This is a genomic window from Yoonia sp. BS5-3, assembly GCF_038069655.2.
Lineage (GTDB): Bacteria > Pseudomonadota > Alphaproteobacteria > Rhodobacterales > Rhodobacteraceae > Yoonia > Yoonia phaeophyticola.
In genome coordinates this window covers 3,592,180-3,618,496 of sequence record NZ_CP150951.2, presented here as the reverse complement: position 1 = coordinate 3,618,496, position 26,317 = coordinate 3,592,180, and the positions used below count along the sequence as shown (strand labels likewise).

At 57.9% G+C, this 26,317-nt stretch carries 25 protein-coding genes; 24 read left to right on the top strand and 1 reads right to left on the bottom strand.

The window, feature by feature from the left end:
- Positions 1-4 precede the first annotated feature (4 nt).
- The 9 genes from rsmH to murD all read left to right on the top strand — a co-directional run bounded on the left by rsmH (position 5) and on the right by murD (position 10,822).
- Positions 5-985 (top strand): 16S rRNA (cytosine(1402)-N(4))-methyltransferase RsmH, encoded by a 981-nt coding sequence (gene rsmH / locus AABB29_RS18250; protein WP_373636670.1) that lies wholly within the window; start codon positions 5-7, stop codon positions 983-985.
- Positions 985-1,344: a cell division protein FtsL gene (locus AABB29_RS18245; protein ID WP_341365557.1), complete on the top strand. Its 360-nt coding sequence runs from the start codon at positions 985-987 to the stop codon at positions 1,342-1,344. Before rsmH ends, AABB29_RS18245 begins: the two co-directional genes overlap by 1 nt.
- Positions 1,341-3,125, top strand: coding sequence for a penicillin-binding protein 2 (locus AABB29_RS18240; protein ID WP_341365558.1), 1,785 nt, complete (start codon positions 1,341-1,343; stop codon positions 3,123-3,125). The genes AABB29_RS18245 and AABB29_RS18240 overlap by 4 nt, the downstream gene beginning before the upstream one ends.
- Before the next feature lie 12 nt (positions 3,126-3,137).
- Positions 3,138-4,640, top strand: coding sequence for a UDP-N-acetylmuramoyl-L-alanyl-D-glutamate--2,6-diaminopimelate ligase (locus tag AABB29_RS18235; protein ID WP_341365559.1), 1,503 nt, complete (start codon positions 3,138-3,140; stop codon positions 4,638-4,640).
- Positions 4,637-6,064 carry a UDP-N-acetylmuramoyl-tripeptide--D-alanyl-D-alanine ligase gene (gene murF, locus AABB29_RS18230; RefSeq protein ID WP_341365560.1) on the top strand — a complete coding sequence of 476 codons (1,428 nt, stop codon included), beginning with the start codon at positions 4,637-4,639 and terminating at the stop codon, positions 6,062-6,064. The genes AABB29_RS18235 and murF overlap by 4 nt, the downstream gene beginning before the upstream one ends.
- Before the next feature lie 9 nt (positions 6,065-6,073).
- On the top strand, positions 6,074-7,156 hold the full coding sequence (mraY, locus tag AABB29_RS18225) for a phospho-N-acetylmuramoyl-pentapeptide-transferase (protein WP_373636669.1): 1,083 nt from the start codon (positions 6,074-6,076) through the stop codon (positions 7,154-7,156).
- A gap of 642 nt (positions 7,157-7,798) precedes the next feature.
- Positions 7,799-8,350, top strand: a complete 552-nt coding sequence (locus tag AABB29_RS18220) for a hypothetical protein (RefSeq protein ID WP_341365561.1) — start codon at positions 7,799-7,801, stop codon at positions 8,348-8,350.
- Between the two features lie 401 nt (positions 8,351-8,751).
- Positions 8,752-9,267: a hypothetical protein gene (locus AABB29_RS18215; protein ID WP_341365562.1), complete on the top strand. Its 516-nt coding sequence runs from the start codon at positions 8,752-8,754 to the stop codon at positions 9,265-9,267.
- 157 nt (positions 9,268-9,424) lie between these two features.
- Positions 9,425-10,822 carry a UDP-N-acetylmuramoyl-L-alanine--D-glutamate ligase gene (gene murD, locus AABB29_RS18210; protein WP_341365563.1) on the top strand — a complete coding sequence of 466 codons (1,398 nt, stop codon included), beginning with the start codon at positions 9,425-9,427 and terminating at the stop codon, positions 10,820-10,822.
- Positions 10,823-10,829: 7 nt separating this feature from the next.
- Here the strand turns inward: murD and AABB29_RS18205 are convergent, their stop codons facing one another.
- Entirely contained in the window at positions 10,830-12,008 is a 1,179-nt protein-coding gene (locus tag AABB29_RS18205; RefSeq protein ID WP_341365564.1) for an NAD(P)/FAD-dependent oxidoreductase, read from the bottom strand.
- A gap of 166 nt (positions 12,009-12,174) precedes the next feature.
- Here AABB29_RS18205 and ftsW point away from each other — a divergent pair, with 166 nt between their 5' ends.
- From ftsW to AABB29_RS18130, 15 genes are all read left to right on the top strand, one after another.
- Positions 12,175-13,344 carry a putative lipid II flippase FtsW gene (gene ftsW, locus AABB29_RS18200; RefSeq protein ID WP_341365565.1) on the top strand — a complete coding sequence of 390 codons (1,170 nt, stop codon included), beginning with the start codon at positions 12,175-12,177 and terminating at the stop codon, positions 13,342-13,344.
- Entirely contained in the window at positions 13,341-14,438 is a 1,098-nt protein-coding gene (locus AABB29_RS18195; protein WP_341365566.1) for a UDP-N-acetylglucosamine--N-acetylmuramyl-(pentapeptide) pyrophosphoryl-undecaprenol N-acetylglucosamine transferase, read from the top strand. The genes ftsW and AABB29_RS18195 overlap by 4 nt, the downstream gene beginning before the upstream one ends.
- Before the next feature lie 17 nt (positions 14,439-14,455).
- Positions 14,456-15,853 (top strand): UDP-N-acetylmuramate--L-alanine ligase, encoded by a 1,398-nt coding sequence (gene murC, locus AABB29_RS18190; protein ID WP_341365567.1) that lies wholly within the window; start codon positions 14,456-14,458, stop codon positions 15,851-15,853.
- A gap of 4 nt (positions 15,854-15,857) precedes the next feature.
- Positions 15,858-17,141 (top strand): hypothetical protein, encoded by a 1,284-nt coding sequence (locus tag AABB29_RS18185; protein ID WP_341365568.1) that lies wholly within the window; start codon positions 15,858-15,860, stop codon positions 17,139-17,141.
- A complete protein-coding gene (locus AABB29_RS18180) occupies positions 17,141-17,371 on the top strand; it encodes a hypothetical protein (RefSeq protein WP_341365569.1) in 231 nt (76 codons plus the stop codon). The genes AABB29_RS18185 and AABB29_RS18180 overlap by 1 nt, the downstream gene beginning before the upstream one ends.
- A 96-nt stretch (positions 17,372-17,467) precedes the next feature.
- Positions 17,468-17,722 carry a DUF2484 family protein gene (locus AABB29_RS18175; protein ID WP_341365570.1) on the top strand — a complete coding sequence of 85 codons (255 nt, stop codon included), beginning with the start codon at positions 17,468-17,470 and terminating at the stop codon, positions 17,720-17,722.
- Positions 17,719-18,009, top strand: a complete 291-nt coding sequence (locus tag AABB29_RS18170) for a UDP-N-acetylmuramate--alanine ligase (protein ID WP_341365571.1) — start codon at positions 17,719-17,721, stop codon at positions 18,007-18,009. The genes AABB29_RS18175 and AABB29_RS18170 overlap by 4 nt, the downstream gene beginning before the upstream one ends.
- 45 nt (positions 18,010-18,054) lie before the next feature.
- On the top strand, positions 18,055-18,282 hold the full coding sequence (locus AABB29_RS18165) for a hypothetical protein (RefSeq protein ID WP_341365572.1): 228 nt from the start codon (positions 18,055-18,057) through the stop codon (positions 18,280-18,282).
- Entirely contained in the window at positions 18,275-19,213 is a 939-nt protein-coding gene (gene murB / locus AABB29_RS18160; protein WP_341365573.1) for a UDP-N-acetylmuramate dehydrogenase, read from the top strand. The genes AABB29_RS18165 and murB overlap by 8 nt, the downstream gene beginning before the upstream one ends.
- A 128-nt stretch (positions 19,214-19,341) precedes the next feature.
- Positions 19,342-20,220: a D-alanine--D-alanine ligase gene (locus AABB29_RS18155; protein ID WP_341369052.1), complete on the top strand. Its 879-nt coding sequence runs from the start codon at positions 19,342-19,344 to the stop codon at positions 20,218-20,220.
- Positions 20,208-21,110 (top strand): cell division protein FtsQ/DivIB, encoded by a 903-nt coding sequence (locus AABB29_RS18150; RefSeq protein WP_341365574.1) that lies wholly within the window; start codon positions 20,208-20,210, stop codon positions 21,108-21,110. Before AABB29_RS18155 ends, AABB29_RS18150 begins: the two co-directional genes overlap by 13 nt.
- Positions 21,110-22,444 (top strand): cell division protein FtsA, encoded by a 1,335-nt coding sequence (gene ftsA, locus AABB29_RS18145; RefSeq protein WP_373636668.1) that lies wholly within the window; start codon positions 21,110-21,112, stop codon positions 22,442-22,444. The genes AABB29_RS18150 and ftsA overlap by 1 nt, the downstream gene beginning before the upstream one ends.
- Positions 22,445-22,618: 174 nt before the next feature.
- Positions 22,619-24,217, top strand: a complete 1,599-nt coding sequence (gene ftsZ, locus AABB29_RS18140; RefSeq protein ID WP_341365575.1) for a cell division protein FtsZ — start codon at positions 22,619-22,621, stop codon at positions 24,215-24,217.
- Between the two features lie 209 nt (positions 24,218-24,426).
- Positions 24,427-25,344, top strand: coding sequence for a UDP-3-O-acyl-N-acetylglucosamine deacetylase (lpxC, locus tag AABB29_RS18135; protein WP_341365576.1), 918 nt, complete (start codon positions 24,427-24,429; stop codon positions 25,342-25,344).
- Positions 25,345-25,470: 126 nt separating this feature from the next.
- Complete coding sequence (locus AABB29_RS18130) at positions 25,471-26,313, top strand: outer membrane protein assembly factor BamD (RefSeq protein WP_341365577.1); 843 nt, start codon at positions 25,471-25,473, stop codon at positions 26,311-26,313.
- Positions 26,314-26,317: the final 4 nt, after the last annotated feature.

The following is a 26,317-nucleotide window of genomic DNA, read 5'->3' as shown; positions in this document are numbered from 1 at the left end:
GACAATGACTGCTGCCGCGTCCACTTCACCTCACATTCCCGTCCTGATCAGACCGCTCATCGCAGCGGTTTCGCCCGTTTCTGGGGTCTGGCTTGATGGCACCTTTGGCAATGGGGGCTATACGCGCGCACTGCTGGCCGCTGGCGCGGATAAGGTGATCGGCGTTGACCGTGACCCCCTGGCCTTTGAGATGGCGGCGGCATGGATCGGTGACTTCGGCGACCGGATCGAAACGGTGGCGGGTGTGTTTTCCAAACTCGATGAATACGCGTCGGATCTGGATGGGGTCGTGCTGGATCTTGGGGTCAGTTCGATGCAGCTGGATATCGCCGCACGCGGCTTTTCCTTCATGCGCGACGGGCCGCTGGATATGCGGATGTCGCAATCGGGGGTCTCAGCGGCTGATCTGTGCAATGAAGCCAGCGAAGCTGAACTGGCTGATATCATTTATCTTTTCGGGGAAGAGCGCGCCTCGCGCCGGATCGCCAAGGCAATTGTAGCTGCGCGCCCGCTGACCACAACTTTGCAATTGGCAAAGGTTGTCGAAGGCTGCCTGCCGCGCGCCAAACCGGGGCAATCGCACCCGGCCACGCGGACCTTTCAGGCGCTGCGGATCGCGGTGAACAACGAATATGAAGAATTGGCGCAGGGGCTAATGGCTGCTGAGCGGGCCTTAAAGCCGGGCGGGCAATTGGCAGTCGTGACCTTTCATTCGGTCGAGGACCGGATGGTCAAAAGGTTCTTGCAGGCTCGGTCCGGCAATACGGCCAATGCCAATCGTTACGCGCCCGAAACGGCGCAGATCACTCCGGCCTGGCGGATTGAAAAGCGCAAGGCGATTGGGCCGGATGACCAAGAGCTGGCAGAAAATCCGCGTGCGCGCTCGTCCAAATTGCGGGTGGCGATCCGCACGGACGCACCGGCCGAGGATATCGACCCAGGTGCGCTGGGCATGCCAATGAAGAAACGAAAGGGGGGCAGGTAATGCGTGGTTTGTTTTATGTGATGGCCGCCTTGGCGGTGATCGGGCTGGCCTTTTGGGCCTATCAGGAAAATTACAAAACGCAGGCGGCGATCAAGGATGTGCGCAATTTGCATGTGCAAATCGGCGGCGCGCATGAGCGTTTGGGCATGCTGCGGGCAGAATGGGCCTATCTGAACCGGCCCGACCGGCTGACCGATCTGGCGGACCTGAATTTCGACCGACTGGGCCTGTTGCCACTGATGCCCGAGGCCTTTGGCGCCGTTGATCAGGTAATCTATCCGCTGCCGCCCATTGCGCCGATCACGAACCCGATTGAGCTGTCCGCCGATGATCTTGCCGCGTTGGAGAATGACCTATGACGCGCACGCCGCTGCGGCCTTTGGCCCGCATCCTGAAAGCCCGCGAAAAGGGCGAAAACCCGGACGCGATCGAAGCGGAAAACCGGCGCAAGCGGCATGAGGAAATGGCCGACAAGCAGCGTCAGCGCGCCGAAGGACGGCTGTTGGTGTTGGGGCTTGCGTTTTTCCTGGCCTTCGGGGCCATTGGGATGCGGATGGGCACGCTGGCCTCCTCCGTGCCGGAAGAGCCGCGCGCAAGCGCAGTTGGCAATCCGATTATCGGGCAGCGGTCTGATATTGTTGACAGAAATGGACGTATTCTGGCGACGAACCTGGCGACGCATTCGCTTTATGCGCATCCCCAGGACATGATCAACCCGGTCCATGCTGCGACCGAATTGGTCAAGATCTTTCCCGAACTTGATGCCGATGAGCTGCTGACCGATTTCACCGGCTCGCGCAAATTTTTGTGGATTCGCCGGCAAATCAGCCCCGAACAGATGCAGGCCGTGCATGATATCGGCAGCCCCGGCTTGCTGTTCGGCCCGCGTGAGATGCGGCTTTATCCAAACGGTCCGATTGCGGCGCATATCCTGGGCGGGGCCTCTTACGGTCGCGAAGGGGTGGCCAGCGCCGAGGTGATCGGCGTGGCGGGGGTCGAACGCCAGTTTGACGCTTACTTACGCGATCCCGCCAATGAGGGCGCGCCGCTTGAGCTGTCCATCGATCTGACCGTGCAGGCCGCCGCCGAACAGGTGCTGGCAGGCGGCATGACCATCATGAACGCCAAAGGCGCCACCTCGATCCTGATGGATGCGCATACTGGCGAGATTATCTCAATGGTGTCCTTGCCGGATTTTGACCCCAATAACCGCCCGCGGGTGCTGCTTGAGGGTGATCAATCGGACAGCCCGCTGTTTAACCGCGCGGTGCAGGGGGTCTATGAGCTGGGTTCGACCTTCAAAATCTTTGCGGTCGCCCAAGCGATGGAACTGGGTTTGATCAACCCCAACACCATGATCGACACGCAAGGGCCTTTGACCTGGGGCCGTTTCCGCATCCGGGATTTCCATGATTACGGGCCTGAATTGTCGGCCACTGATGTGATCGTGGAATCCTCAAATATCGGGACGGCGCGCATCGCCATGCAAATCGGGGCCGAACGGCAGCGCGATTTTCTGGGCGCGCTTGGGTTTTTCCAGCCAACCCCGGTTGAGATGATCGAAGCGCCTACGGGTAAACCGCTTTTGCCGCCAAACTGGTCTGAAATCTCGGCAATGACAATTTCTTACGGGCACGGGCTGTCGGCCTCGCCGCTGCATTTGGCTGCGGCCTATGCGACCATCGCCAATGGCGGTACGCAGGTGACACCGACTTTGCTGCGCACCCCAAACCCCGCGCCTGGACCGCGGGTGATGTCCGAAGCCGTGGCGCGGCGCTCGGTGCAGATGTTGCGGCAAGTGGTCTCGCGCGGGACCGCCTCTTTTGGGGATGTGCAGGGCTATCTGGTAGGCGGTAAGACGGGGACCGCCGATAAGCCGCGCGAAAATGGCGGCGGCTATTATGATGACAAGGTGATCGCGACATTCGCAAGCGTGTTCCCTGCCAATGATCCTGAATATGTGCTGATCGTGACGCTGGACGAGCCGGAGATCCACACGCTGGGCGAAGATCGCCGCACTGCCGGTTGGACGGCTGTGCCTGTCGCCGCCGAGATGATCAGGCGCGTTGCGCCGCTGCTTGGGTTGCGGCCACAGATGGACAGCGCGCAATCAGTCGGTGTAACACTCACGTCAAACTGAGCGGGGGCGCAGATGAAATCGCTGGCGGAATTGGGATTGCGCGCACAAGGCGGGGCCGAGGCTCAGATCAACGGCCTGGCCGTTGACAGCCGTCAGGTCAAGCCAGGTTTCCTGTTTGCCGCGCTGCCCGGTGCGCAGGTACATGGCGGTGAATTTATCCAATATGCCTTGCGGATGCAGGCCGCTGCCATTCTGACCGACGCCAAGGGCGCCGAGATTGCAGCGCAGGAACTGGCTGCATCTGATGCCGCCCTGATCATCGCCGAAGACCCGCGCCAAACGCTTGCGCAAACCGCTTCGCTCTGGTTCGGACCGCACCCGGCTTCTGTTGTGGCGGTCACCGGGACCAATGGGAAGACCTCGGTCGCCACCTTCTGCCGGCAAATCTGGGAAGAAATGGAACTGGCCGCGATCAACCTGGGCACCACCGGGGTTGAAGGGGCGTGGACCGATCCTCTGCAACATACAAAGCTGGAACCGACAACGCCGCAGCCGATCACGCTGCACCGGGTTCTGGCCGAGGCGCGCGATCACGGTGTCACCCATGTGGCGATGGAGGCATCATCACACGGGCTGGATCAAAGGCGTCTGGATGGGGTCGTTCTGGCGGCTGCTGGCTTTTCGAATTTTACCCAGGATCATCTCGACTATCACGAAACCTCAGAGGCTTATTTTGAAGCTAAGATGGGCCTTTTTCGCCGGGTCTTGTCCGAAGATGGGGTTGCTGTAATCAATCTTGATGACCCGCATGGGGCGCAGGTTGCAGAGATTTGCACTGCGCGCGGCCAAGAGGTGATCAGCGTTGGCCACTACTCTGATGCGCGTTTGCGGCTCACGGCGCAGCGGTTTGATGGCACGGGGCAAGACATCCTGTTCACCTGGCAGGGCAAATCGCATCAGGCGCGGCTGAACCTGATTGGCGGGTTCCAGGGCGAAAACGTGCTGCTGGCTGCAGGGCTCGTGATCGCAGCGGGCGCGCCGCCGGAAGACGTGTTTGACACGCTGCCGCATCTGCATACCGTCCGTGGCCGGATGCAACTGGCAGCCACCCGCGAAAACGGGGCGGCGGTGTTTGTTGATTATGCGCATACACCTGATGCAGTGAAATCGGCGCTTCAGGCGATGAAACCGCATGTGATGGGGCGGACCATCGCGCTTGTTGGCGCGGGCGGTGATCGGGACCCGGGCAAGCGGCCTTTGATGGGGGCGGCAGCGGCGCAGAATGCAGACATCGTGATCGTCACCGATGACAACCCCCGCTCGGAAGACCCCGCCAGCATCCGCGCGGCCGTTATGGCCGGTGCGGTAGGCGCGGGGGGCACAGACAGCATTACCGAGGTCGGCGACCGGGCCGAGGCGATCTTGCGGGGCATCGACATGCTTGCCCCCGGTGACGCGCTGCTGATCGCAGGCAAGGGGCATGAAACCGGGCAGATCGTCGGCGACACGGTTCTGCCCTTTGATGATGTGGAACAGGCCAGCGTGGCCGTGGCGGCGTTGGAAGGGCGGATATGAGCCTTTGGACCTCATCGGATGCAGCCGCCGCCACCGGCGGGCACAGCACCACGGTGTGGAACGCGCAAGGGGTGTCGATTGACACGCGAACGATCCGGCCGGGCGATCTGTTTGTCGCGCTGAAAGACATCCGGGACGGGCATGATTTTGTGGCGCAAGCGCTTGAGAAAGGGGCAGCTGCCGCATTGGTCAGCCACCGGCCCGAGAATGTGGACAGCAATGCGCCGCTTTTGATCGTGCCAGACGTGCTGAAAGGGCTTGAGGATCTGGGCCGGGCCGCACGGGCGCGGACACGGGCGCGGATTGCGGCCATTACCGGCTCTGTCGGGAAAACCTCTGTAAAGGAAATGCTGCGGACGGTCTTGTCGCGGCAAGGCAACTGCCACGCGGCGGAGGCCTCATATAACAACCATTGGGGGGTGCCGCTGACCTTGGCGCGGATGCCCGCCGATTGCGATTACGCGGTGATCGAAATCGGGATGAGCAACCCGGGCGAGATCACACCGCTGTCGCAAATGGCCCAACCGCATGTGGCGATGGTGACAACCGTCGCAGCGGCGCATCTGGCAGCATTTGACAGCCTTGCGGGGATCGCCGTGGAAAAGGCGTGCATTATGGATGGGCTGCTGCCGCGGGGGATTGCGGTACTGAACGGGGATATCGAAACCAGCCAGATTTTGCAGGATCATGCCGCTGAGATGGGGATCAAAAAGACCCTGTTCGGGGAACAGGGCGGGGACTGGATGGTGCAGGATGTGCGGCTGACGGGGGATGTGACAATCATCAATGCCCGCCATGCCGATCAACACTATCTGTTCAAGCTTTCAGTGCCGGGGCGGCATTTTGCAATGAACGCGGTTGGGGTACTGGCCGTGACTGACGCGCTGGGGGCGGACCCGGTGGCGGCGTCGCTTGATATTGCAGGCTGGGTGCCACCTGCGGGGCGGGGAACGCGCGAAATGATCGTGACGGACCCGGCCAATGAAGAAAGCATTGAGCTGCTGGATGACGCGTTCAACGCCAACCCGACATCACTGGCCGCATCGCTTGAGGTGCTGGCGGCGTCTGCCCCGCAAGACCATGTCGGACGGTTGGTCAAGGGGCGGCGGATTGCGATCCTGGGCGATATGCTGGAACTGGGCGATGATGAGGTGGGCATGCACAGGGCCATCGCTGGGAGCCCTTATTTGAACGATATCGATTTGGTGCATTGCGCCGGGCCGCTGATGCATCACCTGTGGCTGGCGCTGCCTGATGAAAAACGCGGGCAATGGGCCGAAACCGCGCAAGAGCTGGTCGGACAAACGCCGCGCCTGGTGGATGCAGGCGATGTTGTGCTGGTGAAGGGCTCAAAGGGCAGTAATGTCAGCCTTGTCGTTGACGCCATCCGCAAACTGGGGCATCGGCGCTCCCAAGAAAACTAAAGGAACGACATGTTATACTGGCTGACGGCGCTCTCGGATGGCGGCGATTTTTATAACCTCTTTCGGTACATCACTTTTCGGGCAGGTGGCGCGTTTATGACGGCGCTGCTGTTTGGGTTTATTTTTGGACCGCCGCTGATCAACGTGCTGCGGCGCAAACAAGGCAAAGGGCAACCGATCCGTGATGATGGGCCTGAGGGGCATTTTAGCAAGGTCGGCACGCCAACCATGGGCGGGCTTTTGATTGTCGGGGCGCTGACCACATCGACGCTGCTCTGGGCGCGGCTTGATAACCCCTTTGTGTGGATGGTTCTTTTTGTGACCCTGTCATTTGCGGCAATTGGATTTGCCGATGACTATGCCAAAGTGTCTAAACAGAACACCGCGGGCGTGTCAGGTAAGATACGGATTTTGCTGGGTATTATCATTGCAGGGGTCGCGGGCTACTGGGCCGCGCAATATCACCCCGAGGATCTGACCAACCAACTGGCATTGCCTATTTTCAAGGACACGTTGATCAATCTGGGCGTGATGTTCATCCCCTTCGCGATCATCGTGATCGTGGGGGCGGCCAATGCAGTGAACCTGACCGATGGCCTGGATGGGCTGGCAATTATGCCAGTGATGATTGCTGCGGCGACCTTTGGGATCATCGCCTATGCGGTGGGCCGGACCGACTTTACCGAATATCTGGACGTGCATTACGTGCCGCAAACTGGCGAGATTTTGGTCTTTTCAGCCGGGCTGATCGGCGGCGGTTTGGGCTTCTTGTGGTATAATGCCCCCCCCGCAGCCGTCTTTATGGGCGATACCGGATCACTGGCGCTTGGCGGGGCATTGGGGGCCATTGCGGTGGCCACAAAGCATGAAATCGTGCTGGCCATTGTCGGCGGGCTTTTCGTGGTCGAGGCACTGTCGGTGATCATCCAGGTGCTCTATTTCAAACGGACGGGCAAACGGGTCTTCCTGATGGCGCCGATCCACCACCATTATGAGAAAAAGGGCTGGGCCGAGCCGCAAATCGTGATCCGGTTCTGGATTATCTCCTTGATCCTCGCGATGATCGGATTGGCGACATTGAAGGTGCGCTGATTAGCAGCGCATCCCGGGGGAAGGCTTGGCAGATAAAAAGCGCTCAGCGTGATTGGCGATACTTTAGCTTAGGTAAAGCGCAAAACGCCTCAAGATTGATTTCATTGCCGAGCCAATCCGCATGACGGTGGTATTTCTCGACCAAACGCCTAATTTCGCTTCGGAGTTTTGTGTCAAGTGTAGAACGTCAGATGACTTTGGCTTTTCCGTCAGAACATTGACCCAAAATCAGAAAAACCGGCGGTAGCGGACCTTCGAGCAGATCGCGGCGAAAGCTAGCGGAGAGCCCATACCGTCCATATTGCCGCGGGATGGCGAATGGCATTGTCTTTCAGAGCTGCCAAAAGAGCGGAAACCCCATACACGAGAAAGCAAATCTTTTTTGGGCATCTTCACCCACTACCGACAAGATACTTACCGAAAGAAAAAGAAACGGTTCACTCGCGACACACGTATTTTGGTCAAAAAGGGGCCATTATTCCGCCACGAAATTTAGTTTAAAAAGCGGAGGGTTTTGCACGAATGCGACCGAGAAAAGACAGCAGAAAGTGCAAATTGTGCGTTGTGGGAGGATATTTACTATCAACGTTCCACGCTTGCATTTTTTACGATGAACTAGCAGGAGCAGGAGGCTCTACCTGAATGTTACTAAAACGTGTCTATTTGTTTTGTCTTGTGGTTCTATTGTCCGGTTGTGCCTCGATCTCTGATGGTACTCGTGCAATAGCTTACGGGTGGGTTGATGTCTCCGAAGTACCAGGCGCAAAGTTACAAGATGTCCTCTTTTTCAAATACGATGATTTCGTCGAAACTGGGACAGGCTTAGCCGACGGGATGCAGGTCGCAAAGTTTCAAGGTGGTTATGTATTTTGGCATTTCGACGTTGGTATGGGTGAATACGCAATTAGCAACTTCCAGACGCAGACATGTCTTGTGGTTTGCGGACCCATCAACGAGTATCGGCTCGGGATTGAGGGCGGAGCACCTACAAGGATCAACGTAGTTGCCCCACAGGCATATTTCATGGGAAAATACACTCTTTCTGAAGTATCAGGCGGAGGTCTCTTGGCCAGAGGTTCCTTTGATTTTCAGGCGACTCGACGAGGTCCGTCTCAAGCAGAACTTATCGCGTTTTTGCGTACACAGGCCCCGACTGGAAGCTTCACGAGTGAGTTGTTGAGCACGACAAGATAGATTTGCAATAGCGCCGCGGTTGTGCCTGATGCAGAATGTCTTCTCTGTGTGGACCGAGGTATGCCATTGCATAAGTCCAACAGAGGCGTTTGCCGTTTGTCCAGTTGTTGGGCAAAGGAGGATCGGCCTCTGAGGCGTGCGCGCTCCATTTGGTTAAAGAGTCAGCCGCCGTAGCCAATTCCAGAAGCAGACTTTCGTGCATCCGCAGAGAATTCACACTTTGTCCCGCTTGTGAGCCATTCGAGCTGGCGCGCTACATGGCCGGTCTGGATCAGAAATGTTTGACGTTTGGGTCAGAATTGCTTGACGTGGCTCTCAATGAGACTCAGAAAAATAGCCACATCGAGTCAAAGGCGCGCGGCGTTCCACATCAAGAAGATAGATCAGCAAGAGATATTTCCATGCCATTCATTATTCTTATCCTGACGACACTTGGCGGCGCACTTTGGTGGTGGGTCCGGCAGAACCCGGACAAAGCGATCTATGCAGCGCAAGATGCGGTCACCACGGTGCGTAACGCCCCGCGCAAACTTGCTTTTCGCAAACAGACCAATGCCCATCCAGTTGAAGGGATCGATGATCCGCGGATCGCCGTTTGCGGCCTCGCGCAGGCCTTTCTCGAACTTGACGATTTGCCCACGGCGGAACAGCGCACCCATTTGAATACGCTGCTGCGGACCAAACTGCGCTGCTCGGCGGAAGAGGCCGAAGAGATGGAAGTTCTCGGGCGCTGGTTGATGGCGCAGTGTCAGTCACCTGATGCGGCGGTGACCCGGCTTGCGCGCAGGCTTCATAAAATTGACGGCGATGCCTCATGGGATGTGCTGCAGGATATCCTGACCGATCTGGTGGGCGGCACGCTGAACACGTCTCAGGTGAATGCGATCAGCGATATGAAACGCGCCTTTCATATGTGATCGGGGCAGGGCGCCTGCTACAGGTATTGCGGGCGGCTGTATGTACAGGTTCTGTACGCGATACATACGGCTGCAATACGCCCTAATGGTGCCTGCCTCTCTTGCAAGCCGGTCGCGTCATCGGCACTCTGCCCGCAGATAAGATAAGAGGCAGATTATGATTCCAGTGCAGGGATATGCGGGGCAAAAAGTGGCCGTTCTTGGGATGGGCCGCACCGGACGGGCCGCCGCCAAAGCCTTGGCTGCAGGCGGCGCCCAGGTCGTGGTCTGGGATGATGGCCCCGGCGGGCGCGAAGCGGCTGAGAATGATGGCTATGATCTGCTTGATTTAACAAAACCCACGTCATTTGAAGGGGTTACGGCCCTTATCGTCAGCCCCGGTATCCCGCATCTTTATCCAGCCCCCCATCCCGCAATAGCTGCGGCCTGGGATGAAGGCGTGCCCGTTGACAATGATATCGGTCTGTTTTTTCGCAGTTTTGCAACGCCTGATTGGCACAGCTTTGACACGCCCCCACGGGTAATTGCGGTCACCGGATCAAACGGCAAATCGACTACGGCGGCGCTGATCCACCATATCCTTGTCGAAAATGGCCGCCCCGCGCAGTTGGCCGGCAATATCGGCCGCGGCGTCCTAGACATCGACCCCGCCCATGATGGCGAGGTTGTGGTGCTTGAGCTGTCATCTTATCAGACCGACCTGGCCCGCAGCCTGACGCCGGATGTCGCTGTTTTTACAAACTTTTCTGCAGATCACCTGGACCGGCATGCCGGGCTGGGTGGCTATTTTGCGGCCAAGCGTAGGCTCTTTGCCGAAGGCGGTCCGGATCGCGCCGTGATCGGTGTTGATGAGCCCGAGGGGCGGTATATCAGCAACCAACTTAGCGAAGGGGCCGAGGATGACCGGGTGATCCGGATCTCATCGGGCCAAAAGATCACTGCAGGTTGGGCTGTCTTTGCGCGCAAGGGTTTTTTGTCTGAATACCGCAAAGGGCGGCAGGTGGGGTCTATTGATATGCGCGATATCGACGGGCTGCCCGGGGCGCATAATCATCAAAATGGTTGCGCGGCCTATGCGGCCTGCCGGACGCTGGGTTTGGGGCCAAAGGGGATTGAGGCGGCGATGCGCAGCTATCCCGGCCTGCCGCATCGTTCGCAATTGGTGGGTGAAAAAGATGGGGTGCGGTTTGTAAACGACAGTAAGGCGACGAATGTTGACAGCGCGGCTAAGGCATTGACAGCATTTGACAATATTCGCTGGATTTGCGGGGGGCTGCAAAAAGAAGGCGGTCTTGAGGCGCTGTTGCCGCATCTGGACCGCGTGCAAAAAACCTATGTGATCGGACGTGAGGCCGAGGATTTTGCGCGCCAGCTGACCGGGGCTGATTGCGCGGTCTGCGGCACGATGGAGGAGGCAGTGAAATGCGCCATTGCCGATGCCGTGCCAGGCGATGTAGTGCTCTTGGCCCCGGCGTCGGCCTCTTTTGATCAGTATGATAGCTTTGAAAAACGGGGCGAGGATTTTATGGCGCAGGTCACGCGCCATATTGCATGAATGGGTGCTATGAAGCTTTGATCGCTTGGCCCGCAGCATAGCCCGATGACCAGGCCCATTGAAAATTATACCCGCCCAACCAGCCGGTTACGTCAACGCATTCCCCAATGAAATATAGCCCGGGGACTGATTTTGCGCCCATGGTCTTTGAGGACAAGGTATCCGTATCAACCCCGCCCAATGTCACTTCGGCGGTACGGTACCCTTCCGAGCCGGTGGGCGTGAGTTGCCAGTCCGACAGCGCCGCACAGATACGGCGTAGCTGATCATCGCTCTGATCAGCGATATTGCCAGAAAAGGCCAATTCCTGTCCAAGATGGGCGACCAATCGTGCGGGCAGATACTGACCCAGAATTGTTGTCAGATCCTTACGTCCGTTGTCGCTGCGCTGAGATTTCAGCTGATCGAACAGATCGCCCGCCGGATTCAGATTAACATGTATCGGTGCGCCCAAATCCCAATAGGATGAGGCTTGCAAGATCGCGGGGCCCGATAGGCCGCGATGGGTGAAGAGGATCGCCTCATCAAAATCAGGGCCATCGGCATGGACACGGGCGGGCGCTGCTGTTCCGGCGAGCGATTTGAACCTGTCATCGGCAAAGGTCAGCGGGACCAGCCCGGGGCGCGGTGTAATGACCGGCAGATCAAACTGCGCTGCAATCTGATAGCCCAGCCCGGTGGCGCCCATTTTGGGAATAGACTTGCCGCCGGCGGCCATCACCACCTGGCGGGCGGTGATGGCGATGTTTTCGCTGTCTTTGATCAGTTCGGCTGTGAAATGCGTGCCGTCATAGTGTAGGCTATTGAGGCTCGTGCGCAGCCAAAGTTGCGCGCCTGCCCGATCCATTTCGGCCCTGAGCATCGTGATGATGTCTTTAGCGGAATTGTCGCAAAACAGTTGTCCCAGGGTTTTTTCATGCCATTCAATTCGGTGTTTGCCGACCAGATCAATGAAGTCCCACTGGCTGTAACCTGCAAGCGCGGATTTGCAGAAATGCTTGTTTTGGCTGATGAAATTGTTTGGTTCGGCATAAAGGTTTGTAAAGTTACAACGCCCGCCACCCGAAATACGGATTTTCTCGCCCGGTGTTTTGGCATGATCGACCACAAGCACGCCGGGTCCGGCATGTGCGGCGCACATCATACCCGCAGCTCCGGCGCCAATAATGAGCGTTTCGTATTTCATAATGCGGCATATGACGCAGTGCTGGGGAGAGATCAAATTTCGCGAAATTTGATCGCTGCCGGAAGATGCGTAGAGCGCGGTTTTTTCTGTAGAATCGCGGGCAATTGCCCGCTATGCTGACAACAGACCCGGAAAACGGGCAATAGAGGCAGTTAGGCGGTGATCCATGACGGAAATGGTCTATGGAACGGTCCCGGTGCAATCCGGTGACCCGGTTCTTCCACGTTGGTGGCGGACAATCGATAAATGGACAATGTCCTGCATCTTGATGCTTTTTGGGATCGGGCTGCTATTGGGTTTGGCGTCCTCGCCGCCTTTGGCCGCCAAAAACGGGCTTGAGCCTTTCCACTATGTTATTCGGCAAGCGATTTTCGGCGGCACGGCTATGACGGTTATGCTGATCGTGTCGATGATGTCACCAACACTGGTACGTAGATTGGCCGTGCTTGGGTTTCTATGCGCCTTTACGGCGCTGGCGTTCCTGCCGGTCTTTGGTACGGATTTCGGAAAAGGGGCGACGCGTTGGTATTCGCTTGGTTTTGCCTCGGTCCAGCCGTCAGAGTTTCTGAAGCCGGGTTTTGTTGTCATGGCCGCGTGGTTGTTGGCCGCGGGGCAGCAATTGGGCGGCCCGCCCGGCAAAACCTATTCCTTTGTGCTGACCGTGATGATCGTGCTGATCCTTGCCTTGCAGCCTGATTTTGGTCAGGCTGCCCTGATCCTGTTTTCCTGGGGGGTCATGTATTTTGTGGCCGGGGCGCCGATGCTTATTCTGATCGTGCTGGCTGGGCTGGTGGTTGTTGCGGGCAGTTTTGCCTATGCTAATTCGGAGCACTTCGCCCGCCGCATTGACGGCTTCCTGTCGCCTGATATCGACCCCAATACCCAGCTTGGATATGCGACAAACGCGATCCGCGAGGGCGGTTTCTTTGGTGTCGGCGTCGGTGAAGGCCAAGTGAAGTGGTCGCTGCCCGACGCCCATACCGATTTCATTATCGCTGTTGCGGCCGAGGAATACGGCCTGATCTGTGTGCTTGTCATCATCGCGCTTTACGCGGTGATCGTTGTCCGGTCGCTGCTGCGCCTGATGAAGGAACGTGACGTGTTCATCCGGCTTGCCGGCACCGGCCTTGTCTGTGCCTTTGGTGTGCAGGCCATGATCAATATGGGTGTGGCGGTCCGCTTGTTGCCCGCCAAGGGCATGACACTGCCATTTGTGTCCTATGGCGGATCGTCATTGATCGCAGGGGGCATTGCGGTCGGCATGCTTTTGGCGTTTACCCGCGCCCGTCCGCAGGGCGAGATGGAAGACATTCTTTTGCGTAGGGCCAATCGATGACAAAACCGCTGTTGATTATCGCCGCTGGGGGGACAGGCGGGCATATGTTTCCGGCCCAGGCACTGGCTGAGGCGATGCTGGAAAAGGGCTGGCGCGTGCGTCTGTCGACCGATGCGCGTGGTGCGCGCTATGCGGGCGGCTTTCCCGATGCGGTGGACATCAATATCGTCGGCAGCGCGACCTTTGCCCGTGGCGGCGTGCTGCACAAGCTGCTGGTGCCGTTTCGCATCTTAGGCGGGATTGCGGCGGCCAAATGGCGCATACTGCGTGAGCGGCCAACTGTCGTCGTCGGCTTTGGCGGCTATCCGGCCATCCCGGCCATGGCCGCTGCCTGGGCCTTGCGTGTCCCGCGCATGATCCATGAGCAAAATGGCGTGCTGGGCCGCGTCAATCAGCTATTTGCCAAACGTGTAAACCGGATTGCCTGCGGTACCTGGCCAACCGAATTGCCGGGCCATCTTGAGGGGACCCATACTGGCAATCCGGTCCGTGCCGCTGTTTTGGAACATGCAAGTGCCCCTTATATTCCGCCCGGTGATTATCCAATGTCGCTTTTGGTGTTGGGTGGATCGCAGGGCGCGCGGATCATGTCTGATATCGCCCCGCCCGCGATCGCGGCCTTGCCTGAACATATCCGCCGCAATATCCGCGTCAGCCATCAGGCCCGGCCTGAGGATCTTGAACGCGTGCAGGAATTTTATGCGGCTGAGCTAATCACTGCGGATGTGCAAACATTCTTTCACGATGTCCCCCGCCGCATGGTGGATGCGCAGCTTGTCATGTCACGCTCGGGCGCGTCGACCGTTGCGGATGTCAGCGTGATTGGCCGCCCTGCAATCTGGGTGCCGCTGGCCAGCGCTATCCGCGATGAGCAGACCGCAAATGCCCACCAATTGGTTGAGGCCGGGGGGGCTGTTCTGATGACCGAGGACGCATTTGAGGTTGGCCCGCTGACCGAAAAACTGACCGAGCTGCTGTCGGATGAGGCGGGCATGTTGAAGATGTCGCTGGCCGCAACCGCCTGTGGCGTGCCTGATGCGACCGCGCGTTTGGTCGAAATGGTTGAGAGTTTGGCAGAGGCGGGCAAGAAATGATGGATGGGAACCCGGTGATGAACGCAGCAACAAAACTTCCGCTTGATATTGGTCCGATCCACTTTGTCGGGATTGGCGGTATTGGCATGTCCGGCATTGCCGAGGTGCTTTTGAATCATGGCTATACGGTGCAGGGCTCTGACCTGAAGGCGTCGAAAATTACCGATCGTCTGAAATCGCTGGGGGCTGTGATCTATGAGGGCCAGCGGGCTGAGAACCTGGAAGGGGCCGAGGTTGTGGTGATCTCATCTGCTATCAAAACGGGCAATCCCGAATTGGATCAGGCCCGGGCCAAGGGCCTGCCCGTTGTGCGCCGTGCCGAGATGTTGGCCGAACTGATGCGTCTGAAATCCAATGTTGCTGTTGCGGGTACTCACGGGAAAACGACGACCACCACTATGGTGGCTGCGCTGCTGGATGAAGGTGGGATCGACCCGACCGTCATCAATGGCGGCATTATTCATGCCTACGGGTCAAACGCCCGAATGGGGCAGGGCGAATGGATGGTGGTAGAGGCCGATGAAAGCGACGGCACCTTTAACCGGCTGCCCGCGACCATTGCCATTGTCACCAATATCGACCCCGAGCATATGGAACACTGGGGCACGGAAGAGGCCTTGCACAAAGGGTTTTATGACTTCGTGTCCAACATCCCGTTCTATGGGCTGGCGGTTTGCTGCACCGATGATCCGGATGTGCAATCGCTGGTGGGCAAAATCACTGACCGGCGCGTTGTCACCTTTGGCTTTAACGCGCAGGCCGATGTGCGGGCAGTGAACCTGCGCTATAGCGGGGGCAGCGCGTTTTTTGATGTCGCGCTGCAAGGCGAGGATGCGGTGATCGAAGGTTGCGAATTGCCGATGCCGGGTGATCACAACGTCTCAAACGCGTTGTCGGCCGTGGCCGTCGCCCGGCATTTGGGTATGAAAAAGGATGAAATCCGTGCAGCCCTGAAGGGCTTTGGCGGGGTCAACCGGCGCTTTACCAAAGTGGGCGAGGTGGATGGGGTCACCATCATCGACGACTACGGGCACCACCCGGTTGAGATCGCGGCAGTCCTGAAAGCCGCCCGGCAATCCACCAACGGGCGGGTGATCGCCGTGCACCAGCCGCACCGGTTTACACGTCTGTCGCATCACTTCGACGAGTTTTGCGCCTGCTTTAACGATGCCGATGTGGTGGGCATAGCCGAGGTTTTCGCCGCCGGAGAGGCGCCCATCGAGGGGGCCAGCCACACCGACCTGGTCGCCGGGCTGATCCGCAGCGGCCACCGGCACGCGCGGGTTGTGGAAAGCGAAGATGATCTGCTACGCATTGTGCGCGAACAAGCCGGAGAGGGCGACATCGTCGTCTGCCTTGGGGCCGGGACGATCAGCGCCTGGGCCAATGCATTGCCTGGGCGGTTAAAGGGATGAGTGGATGGATGTTGACGAGGTTCGGGATAGGGATTCTCTAAGGCGGTATTTAGATCACTTACCTCAATATGAACGCATGGAAGTTGCGCGTCGTGTTTCATTTAATTCGGCATTTAGGGTTTTTCCAATTTTGGCGCTCGACTTATCCGAAGAGGAATGGGCGCAGCAATTGAATCTGTCGCCACTTCCCTTCTTTGGCTGTTTGGCAACTGCGGAGGCGGGAGGTTTACGTGCTTCGGCTTCCTTTTCGGCAGCTATTCGAGGCGTGACTTGTGCGGCTAATCAACTTGAAACAGAGGTGGCGGTAAAGCCTCAACGTGACGGCAATGCGGCCTCTGCAAGCAACGCGCTGCCCAATGCTATGTTTGCAGCAATAAATGCCGCTACATTTTGGCGCTCTCATAAGACTACTGATCGAATGGGATCGGCGATTGCGGCGGTTGTTTGCGCGACAGCGGCTAGCGAGCACTTGGACTTATGGGAATTGATTAGGGCTGATTTGGTCGGTAACGAACTGATCTGGCCAGACGGCATGCCGGTCGGTTTCGAGCAAACCTGGCAAAATGCGACAGAGGTCATGCGAGAGCGGCCCGTTGATTGGTCTGTTTGGATTAACTGGTACAATCGCATTTTGGGGGCGCGAGACTGGCACCCACGGGCAATGTGGAACGTGCTGCAAAACATGACACCTGAAGACTGGAAAAAAGGCCCCGAACACATCAACCCGATGTTTGATGAAGTATTGGCGCTTTATTTGGAAGAAGATCAAAAAAGGACGGGGGCGCCCAAATCAAGCCAGCCGATTGCTTCACAGCAGATATTGGCGACACGATCCGCAATGATCGAAAACCGTAGACAGTTGCCGGCAAGCTTCGACGCCGTGATTGGATTGATCACGCTAGAGATCGAACGCCTTCAACGTAAAAACTACCAAAGCGATGATGAGCGGGACGAGGCAAAGCGACAGATTGGCGTTTTGACCTCAATGCACGAAGCTGTGCTGGGCCTTGCCGATCTCGTACCTGAAACAGATCATATGCCGCAGGGAGATGCTGAGCAGGCTGTTGGTTTGGTCAGACTTTATTTGGGCAAGTTCAAGGAATGGCCCCGCGCAAATGTGGATGAACTCGTCGACAATACCTGCCGCCTTGGCTTGGTGGGTGCAACTGCTGTTACTCTGCCCCTCCTTGGTGTGAGCGCTACGGTTGCAGCGACTGCGGGAGCCGTGTTTTTCGGCGGTGAACGCATCTTAAAGAATATCAAGTCCGCCAAAGACGCTATACACTGATGCACAAACACAGACCGGAACAAGCCGAAGGCGCCGGTCAGATCGGCGGTCCGACCCAGCGGGGCGGCGATTTGGCTGCCTTGCACACCAATGATGCGGAAGATGCACTTGGCCACCATAAATCAAGTCGCAGGGCAGGTGGCTCGCCACCCCTCGGGCCGTCGCTCAGACCGGCGCTTGCCGCTGCGTTGCCGATTTTTGGCGTTAAACCTGCCATGATCCTGCGGTAGCATCCCTTTTATGAACACGTCTCGGATCATCGGCTTTGTCCGTACAATCATATTATCTGCGCCTTGCAGGCTACGCCGCTTTCCCCGGGGACTGCGATGACCCTTTCTGTGCTTTTGCTTTGCCTTTGGGTGCTTTTGGCCTTTGTGATGGCCGCGATCCCTTCAAATGACAATCATTGGCGCCGCGCCTACGTGCTGATGGCCCTTGGTGCGCCTTTGCTGGTGTTTTTGATTTGGGAGGGCGGTGTTTGGATGGGCCTTGTGGGTGTCGCCGTCGCCTGTTCCGTGTTCCGCTGGCCGGTCTATTATCTGCTGCGCCGATTGCGTCGGCTGATCGGGGCAAAGGAATGAGCGGGTTGGGCATCGTTGCGGGCATGTGCGCGGCGGCTTTGGTGCCATTTGCCTTGCTGGCCCGCATCATGCGCAAAGGTCGGGGCGGATTGGCGTTGACGATCTTATCACTGCTCGGCGCCGGTTTTGCGGTGTTGCTTTACGCGGCAGGCCGTCCATTTGGGATTGATCCGGTTCTGGCCATGTCTTTGGCGCTACTGCTGGTTTTGCCTGCTTTTTCCGGTGCCGCAGCAGGGGCCTTGTTGGGCTGGTTGCTGCGGAAAAGGGATGATCATAAAGTGTATTGAACTATGTTCATTTTTTGATTATCTAGCTGTGTGAAAGGATGACCTATGGACGCCGATATTCTGTTGTTGCTGTTGATACCGACCGCAGGCGTGGCTCTTACAGCATGGCTTTTCCTTACATTGTTCGTGTTTGTCAGTTTTTTGGGCGGGCGGTGGCTGGACACGCCGGCCGATTTGGCCGCTCTATGTGGTATCAGCGCGCCGATTGCTGTAGGGGCCGTGGTCGGCGGCCTTTTGGGGCTGCGCAAGAAGGAAGACAGGATCGATGCTTAAACTCCCGCAGGTGCGTGGCACATTGACCCCGCAGCGCGCGCTGTCCGAGCTGACATGGATGCGCGTTGGTGGCCCCGCAGAAATGCTTTTTCAGCCCGCAGATATTGATGATTTATCCGATTTTCTGGCGGGCCTTGATCCTGCGGTGCCGGTCTTTCCGATGGGTGTCGGTAGCAATTTGATCGTCCGCGATGGCGGGATTGCAGGTGTTGTGATCCGGCTGGGGCGTGGCTTTAACGCGATTGATATCGGCGATGATGTGGTGACTGCTGGCGCGGCTGCTTTGGACGCGCATGTGGCCCGCAAGGCCGCCGATGCAGGGTTTGATCTGACCTTTTTGCGTACCATTCCTGGATCGATTGGCGGTGCCGTGCGCATGAATGCAGGATGTTATGGTCATTATGTCGCCGATGTTTTGACATCAGCCACTGTGGTGCTGCGTGATGGCACCGTCACCCAGCTTCCGGCGGAGGCCCTGCAGTTGTCCTATCGTCAAAGCGTTCTGCCCGATGGCGCTGTCATTGTGGATGCCTGCTTTGCCCCGCCCAAAGGCGCGCCCGAGCAACTGGCCCAGCGTATGGTTGATCAGCTTACCAAGCGCGATGAGACCCAGCCCACAAAGGATCGGACCGCCGGATCGACCTTTCGGAACCCGGCTGGGTTTTCCTCAACCGGACGGGCGGATGATGTGCATGATCTGAAGGCCTGGAAGGTCATTGATAATGCCGGGATGCGCGGTGCCACCTTGGGCGGCGCCGTAATGAACACCAAGCATTCCAACTTTCTGACCAATGCGGGCGGTGCGACCGCTGCCGATCTTGAGGATTTGGGTGAAGAGGTGCGGAAAAAGGTTTACGATTCCCAGCAGATCGCGCTAGAATGGGAAATTATGCGGGTTGGTCGCCGGACGGGCGAAAATCCAGCGAAATAACCGGCCAAAAGGCCGTGATCCAAAGGGCGGGATAGGTCCTGGATCGTTACAAATGACGGGTCGCAAAAGACCCGCTAAGAAGGCGGTTGGGTATGTCGAGCAGGGCAAACCCGAAAGTTGTTGTCCTCATGGGCGGCCCATCAGCGGAACGTGACGTTTCGCTGAGTACGGGCCGCGAATGTGCATCGGCTTTACGGGAAGCAGGATATGAGGCGATTGAGGTCGATGCCGACCTGAATGTCGCGTCGCGCCTTCAAGAGATTTCCCCTGACGTTGTCTTTAACGCTTTGCATGGCCGTTGGGGCGAGGATGGTTCCGTTCAGGGCATTCTGGAATGGCTTCGTATTCCGTACACGCATTCCGGCGTTTTGGCCTCTGCCCTTGCCATGGACAAATTGCGCACCAAGGAAATTTACCGCGCCCATGGACTGCCTGTTGCCCAAAGCGTTCTGGCCAGCGCCGAGGATGTGCGCGCCAATCATGTTATGAGGCCACCTTACGTGGTGAAGCCTTACAATGAAGGGTCCAGCGTCGGCATATACATTGTGCAAGAGGGTGCGAATTCCCCGCCGCAGCTGTCCCCGCAAATGCCCGAACAGGTTATGGCCGAGGCCTTTGTGCCCGGCCGTGAATTGACAGTTGCTGTCATGGGTGATCGCGCCTTGACCGTCACGGATATCGTGACCGATGGCTGGTATGACTACGATGCGAAATACAAGCCTGGCGGATCGGCCCATGTTGTGCCAGCGGATATTCCTGCGGATGTCTTTGCGGCCTGTATGGACTACGCTTTGCGCGCCCATCAGGTGATTGGCTGCCGTGGTTTGTCGCGCACGGATTTCCGCTGGGATGATACCCAGGGCGTTGCGGGTTTGATCCTGCTGGAAACCAATACGCAGCCCGGTATGACCCCCACCTCATTGGCGCCCGAACAGGCCGCCTTTGCGGGCTATGATTTCCCTGCGCTTTGCGGTTGGCTGGTGGAGGATGCGTCATGCGATCGTTGATGCAACGCCGCGCCCCGGCCACCGCGCCGCGTGATCCGGCCCCGTCAAAGCTGGGCTATCGGTTCCAGCGTCTTATGCTGACACCTGGTTTTCGCGCGACTGTGCGGATTGGCGTGCCAATTCTGCTAATCGCAGCAATTGCTGGCTCGTGGTACTCCAAGCCGGAAAACCGCAGCGCGCTTGCGGCCACGATTGCCGAAACCAAACGCAGCTTTCAAGAGCGCCCTCAATTCATGGTGCAGGCGCTGAATATCACTGGCGCGGATGAACAAACCATGGCCACTGTCGCCGGTTTGGTCCCTTCTGAATATCCGATGTCCTCTTTCGATCTGGATCTGGAGGCGATCCGCCGTGATGTTGAAGCGCTTGAACCTGTGCAAACCGCCAGCGTCCGGGTGGGGCAGGCAGGCCTGCTTGAGGTTGTGCTGACCCCGCGTTTGCCTGTGGCCCTTTGGCGGGACGGACCGGTTTTGCGGCTGATCGATGCTGAGGGCGTCCGCTCTGGCACTGTATCATCGCGTGCCGACCGGCTTGATTTGCCGCTTATTGCGGGGGACGGGGCTGAGCAGAATATTCAAGAAGCGTTAGCCCTTTATGCCGGTGCGGGTCCGTTGCGCGAGCGGGTGCGCGGCCTGGTGCGCATGGGTGAGCGCCGCTGGGATATTATCCTGGATCGTGAGCAACGCATTTTGCTGCCGGGTGACGGCGCGGTTGCAGCGCTTGATCGGGTGATCGCCCTAAACGACGCGCAAGACATGCTGAGCCGGGATGTCGCCATCGTGGATATGCGCAATGCTGAACGGCCAACGCTGCGGATGAACGAAGAGGCCGCGGCGGCGTTGCGCCGCGCAAGCACAACAAATGATAATAATAATGGGGCGAGCAACTAATGGGCGATCTTTATGACAGCCAGCGGGCGATGCGGCAGATGCGCAAAGCGGCCATGCAGCGGGGTGTTGTGGCAATTTTGGATGTTGGCACATCGAAAATAGCCTGCCTTGTGTTGCGTTTTGATGGGCCCGAACAGTTCCGTAGCGTTGACGGTGTCGGGTCCATGGCGGGCCAATCGCAATTCCGCGTCATCGGCGCCGCCACGACACGGTCGCGCGGTGTGCGTTTTGGCGAAGTCGACGCGATGCAAGAAACCGAGCGGGCGATCCGTACCGTTGTGCAAGCGGCCCAGAAAATGGCCAATGTTCGCGTCGATCACGTTATTGCTTGCCTGTCCGGCGCGCGCCCGCGCTCTTACGGACTTGATGGCGTGCTTGATGTGGCCGGCGGCATGGTCACCGAGCAGGATATCAGCCAGGTTATGGCCAATTGCGATGTGCCCGACTACGGCGCTGACCGCGAGGTGTTGCATGCGCAGCCTGTGAACTTTGCGCTTGATCATCGGTCCGGTCTGGCCGATCCGCGCGGGCAGATTGGCCATAGACTGACGACAGATATGCATATGTTGACGGTTGATGCGACGGCTATTCAGAACCTGTTTTACTGCATCAAACGCTGTGACCTGGAACTGGCCGGGCTGGCGTCGTCTGCCTATGTGTCTGGCATGTCTTCACTTGTTGAGGATGAGCAAGAGCTGGGTGCGGCCTGCATCGATCTGGGCGGCGGTTCGACAGGCATTTCGGTCTTTATGAAAAAACACATGATCTACGCTGATAGCGTGCGCATGGGCGGTGAGCATGTGACCTCTGACATTTCGATGGGCTTGCAGGTGTCCACATCGGTCGCAGAGCGGATCAAGACATTCTATGGCGGCGTTGTTGCAACCGGGATGGACGACCGCGAAATGATCGAGGTTGGCGGCGACACCGGTGATTGGGAACATGACCGGCGCACCGTTAGCCGGGCCGAGCTGATTGGCATCATGCGCCCCCGCGTTGAAGAGATCCTCGAAGAGGTTCGATCCCGTCTGGATGCAGCCGGGTTTGAGCATTTGCCAAGCCAGCAGATTGTTCTGACTGGCGGTGGTAGCCAGATCCCCGGTCTTGATGGGCTCGCCAGTAAAATTTTGGGTCAGCAGGTACGGCTTGGTCGCCCGTTGCGGGTACAAGGCCTGCCGCAGGCTGCGATTGGCCCCGCGTTTTCAAGCGCCGTGGGCCTGACATTATTTGCCGCGAATCCGCAGGATGAATGGTGGGATTTCGAAATTCCGGCCGATAATTACCCGGCGCGGTCGCTCAAACGCGCAGTGAAATGGTTTAAGGACAATTGGTAATGCGCAACATCTTGCCCAGCCGCCGATATCAGCGCGTTTGGGCAAGGTTTTTGTCCATATTTGGTGGCATTTTTGTGTTTTTCCCGTGACCTTTCGGCATCACTTCGTTATTGTCGATATCAATAAACAGCAGGCGCCCGCAGGCACGGGCTAAAATAACAGGCGGATCGAGTTATGACTTTGAACCTATCCCTTCCCGGGCATGAAGAACTGAAACCACGGATCACCGTATTTGGTGTGGGTGGCGCTGGCGGCAACGCGGTCAACAACATGATCGAGCAGCAGCTTGATGGGACCGAATTTGTGGTGGCGAACACGGACGCGCAGGCGCTCCAGCAATCGCATGCAGGCGCAAAGATCCAAATGGGTCTGAAGGTCACCGAAGGCTTGGGCGCTGGTGCCCGGGCAACCGTTGGCGCAGCCGCGGCCGAAGAAAGCATTGAACAGATCGTGGACCATCTGGCAGGGGCGCATATGTGCTTTATCACTGCCGGTATGGGCGGCGGCACCGGCACTGGTGCAGCCCCGATCATTGCGCAGGCCGCCCGTGAATTGGGTGTTCTGACCGTTGGTGTTGTCACCAAGCCCTTCCAGTTTGAAGGTGCCAAGCGGATGAAACAGGCCGAAGAGGGTGTCGAAGCCCTGCAGAAGGTCGTGGATACGCTGATCATCATTCCGAACCAGAACCTGTTCCGTCTGGCCAATGAAAACACAACCTTTACCGAAGCTTTCGCGCTGGCCGATGACGTGCTTTACCAAGGTGTGAAGGGCGTGACTGATCTGATGGTGCGTCCTGGCCTGATCAACCTTGATTTTGCCGATGTGCGCGCCGTGATGGACGAAATGGGCAAAGCGATGATGGGTACGGGCGAGGCTGAAGGCGAAGATCGCGCTATTCAGGCTGCTGAAAAAGCCATCGCGAACCCGCTTTTGGATGAGATTTCGCTTGAGGGTGCCAAAGGCGTTCTGATCAACATCACCGGCGGCTACGATCTGACATTGTTTGAGCTTGATGAAGCCGCCAACAAGATCCGTGAAAAGGTCGATGGCGAGGCCAATATCATCGTGGGTTCGACGCTCGACACTGATATGGGCGGCAAGATGCGCGTTTCTGTTGTTGCAACCGGGATAGATGCGATTTCCAGCAATGCCGAAACCCCATTGCCGCGCCGTTCCATGGCGGCCCCTTTGACGCAGACCGTTTCCGTCGAAGCGCCTGCTGCGCCTGTTCAGGAAGCGGCCCCAGTGATGCAAGAGGCGGCGCCAGCACCAGCCGATAACCGCAGCTTGTTTGAAGAGCTTGACGTGCCAGCCGCGCAGCCGCAGCAGCCTGCAGCGTTCCAACCACAGCGTGATGCACAGGAGCCCGCGCCGGTCGTTGCCGCTGCTGATGAAGTGCCTGCACCTGCCTATACACCGCGCGCTGAGCCTGCATTGACTGAGGCGGAGACATTCGTCGCCCCGCGTGCAGCAGCCCCCGGCACACCTTCGCCTGAGGCACTTGCGCGCTTGCAAGCCGCTGTAAACCGCGCGCCAAAACCGGTAGAGCAACCACAGCAGCACGCCGCGCACGAGGCTGCAGAGGCCGAAAAGCCGCGCTTTGGAATCAACTCGCTGATCAACCGCATGACCGGGGCGCAGGCCGAAGGAAGCGCACCGCAGCAACCAGCCCGCGCGCAGCCGCAAGTGACCGCGTTGCATCAAGAGCCCGCAGTGCAGGAAGATCAGGAAAAGATCGAGATTCCCGCGTTTCTGCGACGTCAGGCGAATTAATTCTGACACATAACGTCAGGTCACAGTGATGATGAAGGCCGCAATCATGCGGCCTTTTTCTTTTGAAAACAACGGTATGTACAATCGGTCACATTGCTGCCGCAAACCTGACAGCCCATGTTTCAGTCGGTTGTAAAGAGTGAGTTGAGACCGCAGGGGCGGGGCGCTACTCCTTTAAGGACGCAAAACCACTCAAGGTCCTGACGCTCTTGCAAACAACACTTAAATCACAGGTTATCTTTGAAGGCACTGGATTGCATTCTGGTATGCCTGTCCGTGTTGTTTTGAACCCGGCAGCTGCGGGGACGGGAATTGTGTTTCGGCGCATGGATGTGACTGGTCAGCCAGAACTTCCTGCCCGCTGGGATCAGGTGATCGTTTCCCCTTTGAATACACGGTTGACCAATGCGGATGGTGTGACGGTGTCGACCATTGAACATCTGATGGCGGCTTTGGCTGGCTGCGGCGTGCATAACGCATTGATTGAGCTGGACGGGCCAGAAGTCCCGATCCTTGATGGCAGTGCGGCTGTCTTTGTCCGCGGGATTGTGAAGACCGGTTTGACCCGGCTGTCTGCACCGCTTCGGGCGATTGAAATTTTGAAGGACGTATCCGTCAGCGACGGCCCGGCCTTTGCGCAGCTGTCCCCGGCGACCACTTTACAAATCGATTTTGCCATTGATTTCGAAGATGCCGCGATCGGCAAGCAGCATAAGACGCTGAATATGGCCAATGGGTCCTTTGTGCGCGAGCTGTGCGATAGCCGGACATTCTGTCGCTCTGCCGATGTCGATGCGATGCGTGCCAATGGCTTGGCGCTTGGCGGCAGTGTTGAAAATGCGGTTGTGGTTGATGGGGATAAGGTCCTGACCCCGGGCGGCTTACGGCACCCAGATGAGGCCGTGCGCCATAAGATGCTGGATGCTTTGGGTGATCTTTATACGGCTGGCGCGCCGATCTTGGGCCGCTATCAGGGCACACGCGCCGGGCATGCGATGACCAACAAATTGTTGCAGGCGCTTTTTGCTGATGATTCTGCTTGGCGCTGGGTGAATTGCGATGCGAAAATCGCAGCCCGCTTGCCCGGTGTCGGCGTCAGCGCGGCTGATCTTGCCGCTGTTGCGTAAGCCTTCTGCAAACAGTTGATCACAGGGTGATCAAAAGGCATTTTGCCCCCCATTTTTCTATGCTAGACCCGTCTCAATTCAGTGTGGGCCCACTCTTGGGTACAGCGAGCAATAAGGACGACAACCGTGTCAGGCAGCAGTGATCACAAACGCCGAAGATTTGGCGCGCTCTTGGCATTGGCGCTTTTGGCCGCTTGTGGTGGCGGCGACCGGGCAGGCGAACCGCTGGATGCGCTGACGGCCCAACAAATCTTTGAACGGGGTGAGCGGCAAGTCAGTCAGGGCAATGCAGATGATGCCGCTTTCACCTTTGGTGAGATTGAGCGCCTTTATCCCTATTCAGAATATGCGCAGCGCGCCTTGATTATGCAGGCTTATGCGTATCACCTGGACGAGGATTACCCAAATAGCCGCGCCGCCGCGCAGCGGTATCTGGATTTCTATCCAGCCGAACAAGATGCTGCTTATGCAGCCTATCTTCTTGCACTGTCCTATTACGACCAGATTGATGAAGTGGGCCGTGATCAAGGGCTGACCTTTCAGGCATTGCAGGCCCTGCGCCGAGTGATCGAAACCTATCCTGATAGCGAATATGCACGTACATCGGTGCTAAAGTTTGATCTGGCATTTGATCACCTGGCCGCCAAGGAAATGGAAATCGGCCGCTACTATCTTAAACGTGGACAATATGCGGCTGCGGTCAACCGGTTCCGTACTGTGGTCGAGGATTTCCAGACCACAACCCATACGCCTGAAGCTTTGCATCGTTTGGTCGAATCCTACCTGTCACTGGGCCTGGTCGAAGAGGCGCAGACAGCGGGCGCTATTCTGGGGCATAATTACCGATCAACCGAATGGTATGAGGCCAGCTTTGTCCTGCTGACCGGTGAAGGGCTGAACCCGAATGCCACTGGCGACAATTGGCTTGCGTCAATTTACCGTCAGGTGCTGCGCGGTGAATGGCTCTGACCAT